The 5447-nt window shown below is 55.0% G+C and carries 3 rRNA genes; all 3 read left to right on the top strand.

Going from position 1 to position 5447, the window contains the following annotated elements:
* Nucleotides 1-266: 266 nt before the first annotated feature.
* The 3 genes from AOP75_RS12305 (at nucleotide 267) to rrf (ending at nucleotide 5440) form a co-directional block, all read left to right on the top strand.
* A 16S ribosomal RNA gene (locus tag AOP75_RS12305) occupies nucleotides 267-1790 on the top strand.
* Between the two features lie 353 nt (nucleotides 1791-2143).
* Nucleotides 2144-5249, top strand: a 23S ribosomal RNA gene (locus AOP75_RS12300).
* Between the two features lie 74 nt (nucleotides 5250-5323).
* Nucleotides 5324-5440: ribosomal RNA gene (gene rrf, locus AOP75_RS12295) — 5S ribosomal RNA — on the top strand.
* The 16S, 23S and 5S rRNA genes sit together here, the layout of an rRNA operon.
* The last annotated feature ends 7 nt before the right edge of the window (nucleotides 5441-5447 follow it).

Genomic DNA, 5447 nt, shown 5'->3' with positions numbered 1-5447 from the left:
AAGGGAGTAAGTTAGAAGGGTTGCCCCAAATCCGGGCCCGTGAGGGTGTGGAGGTGGTGCGCGTCCGATCTTTGAGAACTCAACAGTGTGCCACATTGTCGATGCCAATTATCTCCGGCATCCCATGTTTTTGGGGTGTTTGGATTCCTTTGGTAGACAACGAAATGTCAGTGACATTTTGTTCGATGCTAGAGATTGAACTTGACCTTCGGGTCGCTTTGTAGTGTTTGTGATCCTGAACTTTTGTTTGGGTTTGCTGTAAGACATTTATGGAGAGTTTGATCCTGGCTCAGGACGAACGCTGGCGGCGTGCTTAACACATGCAAGTCGAACGGTGAAGCGAGAGCTTGCTCTTGTGGATCAGTGGCGAACGGGTGAGTAACACGTGAGTAACCTGCCCCAGACTCTGGGATAAGCCTTGGAAACGAGGTCTAATACCGGATATGCAACTCCACCGCATGGTGAGGGTTGGGAAAGATTTTTTGGTCTGGGATGGACTCGCGGCCTATCAGCTTGTTGGTGAGGTAATGGCTCACCAAGGCGACGACGGGTAGCCGGCCTGAGAGGGCGACCGGCCACACTGGAACTGAGACACGGTCCAGACTCCTACGGGAGGCAGCAGTGGGGAATATTGCACAATGGGCGAAAGCCTGATGCAGCGACGCCGCGTGGGGGATGAAGGCCTTCGGGTTGTAAACCCCTTTCAGCAGGGAAGAAGCGAAAGTGACGGTACCTGCAGAAGAAGCGCCGGCTAACTACGTGCCAGCAGCCGCGGTAATACGTAGGGCGCAAGCGTTGTCCGGAATTATTGGGCGTAAAGAGCTCGTAGGCGGCTTGTCGCGTCTGCTGTGAAAGCACGAGGCTCAACCTCGTGTCTGCAGTGGGTACGGGCAGGCTAGAGTGTGGTAGGGGAGACTGGAATTCCTGGTGTAGCGGTGGAATGCGCAGATATCAGGAGGAACACCGATGGCGAAGGCAGGTCTCTGGGCCACAACTGACGCTGAGGAGCGAAAGCATGGGGAGCGAACAGGATTAGATACCCTGGTAGTCCATGCCGTAAACGGTGGGCACTAGATGTGGGGACTATTCCATGGTTTCCGCGTCGCAGCTAACGCATTAAGTGCCCCGCCTGGGGAGTACGGCCGCAAGGCTAAAACTCAAAGGAATTGACGGGGGCCCGCACAAGCGGCGGAGCATGCGGATTAATTCGATGCAACGCGAAGAACCTTACCAAGGCTTGACATATACGGTCTATCCCTAGAGATAGGGAGTGATTTTTTCGCCGTATACAGGTGGTGCATGGTTGTCGTCAGCTCGTGTCGTGAGATGTTGGGTTAAGTCCCGCAACGAGCGCAACCCTCGTCCTATGTTGCCAGCACGTAATGGTGGGGACTCATAGGAGACTGCCGGGGTCAACTCGGAGGAAGGTGGGGATGACGTCAAATCATCATGCCCCTTATGTCTTGGGCTTCACGCATGCTACAATGGCCGGTACAAAGGGCTGCGATACCGTAAGGTGGAGCGAATCCCAAAAAGCCGGTCTCAGTTCGGATTGAGGTCTGCAACTCGACCTCATGAAGTTGGAGTCGCTAGTAATCGCAGATCAGCAACGCTGCGGTGAATACGTTCCCGGGCCTTGTACACACCGCCCGTCAAGTCACGAAAGTCGGTAACACCCGAAGACGTCGGCCTAACCCTTTGGGAGGGAGACGTCTAAGGTGGGATTGGCGATTGGGACTAAGTCGTAACAAGGTAGCCGTACCGGAAGGTGCGGCTGGATCACCTCCTTTCTAAGGAGCATCTGGCAGTCAGACTTTGGTTTGGTTGTCCAGGCCTCGTTTCGGTCACATGTGTTGATCGGCGAGAGCTCATGGATGGAACATCGACATGGAAGTGGTTTGAAGGATTCGAGGTCTAAGTACGCCGGTTTTTGCTGGTAGGAACGGATTAAGAGTCTGGAGAGTCGCTGTTGGCACACTGTTGGGTCCTGAAAGATCGGGGCCCGTATGGGATCCAGGTTTTTCTGGTTTGGTCCTTTACCGACGTGCATGAACCGTCCACTGGTGTGGATAGGCGGCATGGAGGGTGGAACCGCCCGTAGCTTGAGAACTGCATAGTGGACGCGAGCATCTTTGATATCTGTGGTCAAGTTTTTAAGAGCACATGGTGGATGCCTTGGCAGTAGGAGCCGATGAAGGACGTTGTAGCCTGCGATAAGCCTCGGGGAACTGGCAAACAAGTTTTGATCCGAGGATGTCCGAATGGGGAAACCCCGCTGGAGTCATGTCCAGTGACCCTCACCTGAATATATAGGGTGAGTGGAGGGAACGTCGGGAAGTGAAACATCTCAGTACCGACAGGAAGAGATATTCCGTGAGTAGTGGCGAGCGAAAGCGGATCAGGCCAAACCATATACGTGTGATAGCTATCAGGCGTTGCGTATGTGGGGTTGTGGGACCTTTTATCACCAGCTGATACTGGTGGACGAAGTCAAAAATGTGCGTGATAGTCGAAGGGCATTGAAAGGCCCGGCATAGAGGGTGCGACCCCCGTAGACGAAATTGCGTGCACTTCGAAGAGTTATCCCAAGTAGCACGGGGCCCGAGAAATCCCGTGTGAATCCGCACAGACCACTGTGTAAGCCTAAATACTTCCTACTGACCGATAGCGGAACAGTACCGTGAGGGAAAGGTGAAAAGTACCCCGAGAGGGGAGTGAAATAGTACCTGAAACCGTGTGCTTACAATCCGTCGGAGCCTCCCTAGCAGGGGTGACGGCGTGCCTTTTGAAGAATGAGCCTGCGAGTTAGTGCTCAGTGGCAAGGTTAACCCGTGAGGGGCAGCCGTAGCGAAAGCGAGTCCGAATAGGGCGATTCAGTCGCTGGGTCTAGACCCGAAGCGAAGTGATCTATCCATGGCCAGGTTGAAGCGCGGGTAAGACCGCGTGGAGGACCGAACCCACTTGGGTTGAAAACCGAGGGGATGAGCTGTGGATAGGGGTGAAAGGCCAATCAAACTTCGTGATAGCTGGTTCTCCCCGAAATGCATTTAGGTGCAGCGTTGCGTGTTTCTTACCGGAGGTAGAGCTACTGGATGGCCGATGGGCCCCACCAGGTTACTGACGTCAGCCAAACTCCGAATGCCGGTAAGTCAGAGCGCAGCAGTGAGACTGCGGGGGATAAGCTTCGTAGTCGAGAGGGAAACAGCCCAGAACACCAACTAAGGTCCCTAAGCGTGTGCTAAGTGGGAAAGGATGTGGAGTTGCATAGACAACCAGGAGGTTGGCTTAGAAGCAGCCACCCTTGAAAGAGTGCGTAATAGCTCACTGGTCAAGTGATTCCGCGCCGACAATGTAGCGGGGCTCAAGTACACCACCGAAGTTGTGTCATTCACACATCGCCCGGCCCCTTGTGGGTCCAAGCGTGTGGATGGGTAGGGGAGCGTCGTGTGGGCAGTGAAGCTGCGGGGTAACCCAGTGGTGGAGCCCACACGAGTGAGAATGCAGGCATGAGTAGCGAAAGACGGGTGAGAAACCCGTCCGCCGAATGACCAAGGGTTCCAGGGCCAGGTTAATCCGCCCTGGGTAAGTCGGGACCTAAGGCGAGGCCGACAGGCGTAGTCGATGGACAACGGGTTGATATTCCCGTACCGGCGAAGAACCGCCCATGCTGAACGGATAATGCTAAACGCCCGAACCGTACCGGATCTCTTCGGAGTGATGGCTGCGGCTAGCGCGTGAACCAAGTCCTTAGTAGGCAAGCGTATTAACAGGGGTGACGCAGGAAGGTAGCCGAGCGTGGCGATGGTAGTCCACGTCTAAGGGTGTAGGGCGAACGGTAGGCAAATCCGCCGTTCATGTGCCTGAGACCTGATGGTGACCACATTAGTGGGAAATCGGTGATCCTATGCTGTCAAGAAAAACCTCGGCGCGAGGTTCTAGCCGCCCGTACCCCAAACCGACTCAGGTGGTCAGGTAGAGAATACTAAGGCGATCGAGTGAATCGTGGTTAAGGAACTCGGCAAAATGCCCCCGTAACTTCGGGAGAAGGGGGGCCTGAGGCGTGATCAGCACTTGCTGCTGTGAGCGTTCGAAGGCCGCAGAGACCAGGGAGAAGCGACTGTTTACTAAAAACACAGGTCCGTGCGAAGTCGCAAGACGATGTATACGGACTGACGCCTGCCCGGTGCTGGAAGGTTAAGAGGAACGGTTAGCCGCAAGGCGAAGCTGTGAATTTAAGCCCCAGTAAACGGCGGTGGTAACTATAACCATCCTAAGGTAGCGAAATTCCTTGTCGGGTAAGTTCCGACCTGCACGAATGGCGTAACGACTTCTCCGCTGTCTCAACCGCGAACTCGGCGAAATTGCACTACGAGTAAAGATGCTCGTTACGCGCAGCAGGACGGAAAGACCCCGGGACCTTTACTATAGCTTGGTATTGGTATTCGGTGTGGTTTGTGTAGGATAGGTGGGAGACTTTGAAGCCGATACGCCAGTATTGGTGGAGTCATTGTTGAAATACCACTCTGATCACTCTGGATATCTAACCTCGGTCCGTAATCCGGATCAGGGACAGTGCCTGGTGGGTAGTTTAACTGGGGCGGTTGCCTCCCAAAGAGTAACGGAGGCGCCCAAAGGTTCCCTCAGCCTGGTTGGCAATCAGGTGGCGAGTGCAAGTGTACAAGGGAGCTTGACTGTGAGACTGACAGGTCGAGCAGGGACGAAAGTCGGGACTAGTGACCCGCTGGTGGCATGTGGAAGCGCCAGCGCTCAACGGATAAAAGGTACCCCGGGGATAACAGGCTGATCCTGCCCAAGAGTCCATATCGACGGCATGGTTTGGCACCTCGATGTCGGCTCGTCGCATCCTGGGGCTGGAGTTGGTCCCAAGGGTTGGGCTGTTCGCCCATTAAAGCGGTACGCGAGCTGGGTTTAGAACGTCGTGAGACAGTTCGGTCCCTATCCGCTGCGCGCGCAGGAAATTTGAGAGAATCTGTCCCTAGTACGAGAGGACCGGGATGGACGAACCTCTGGTGTGCCAGTTGTTCCGCCAGGAGCACGGCTGGTTGGCTACGTTCGGAACGGATAACCGCTGAAAGCATCTAAGCGGGAAGCCGGTCTCAAGATGAGATTTCCACGGAGCTTGCTCCGAGAGGCCCCCTATAGACCATGGGGTTGATAGGCCGGATGTGGAAGAGGGGACTAACGACCCTTGAAGCTGACCGGTACTAATAGGCCGATAACTTGACTTTTATCAATAATGCTATGCGTCCACTATGCGGTTCCCGAGAAACGGTCGGAACCAACCACCACATCTCCATAGAGTTGCCGCAGCCATAGCGAGAGGGAAACGCCCGGTCCCATTCCGAACCCGGAAGCTAAGCCTCTCAGCGCCGATGGTACTGCACCCGCCAGGGTGTGGGAGAGTAGGTCGCTGCGGCACATATTTT

This window comes from Demequina globuliformis, from assembly GCF_000975155.1.
In the GTDB taxonomy this organism is placed as follows: Bacteria; Actinomycetota; Actinomycetes; order Actinomycetales; family Demequinaceae; genus Demequina; species Demequina globuliformis.
The sequence above is the reverse complement of the archived record's forward strand: the minus strand, read 5'-3'. Positions and strand labels throughout refer to the sequence as shown.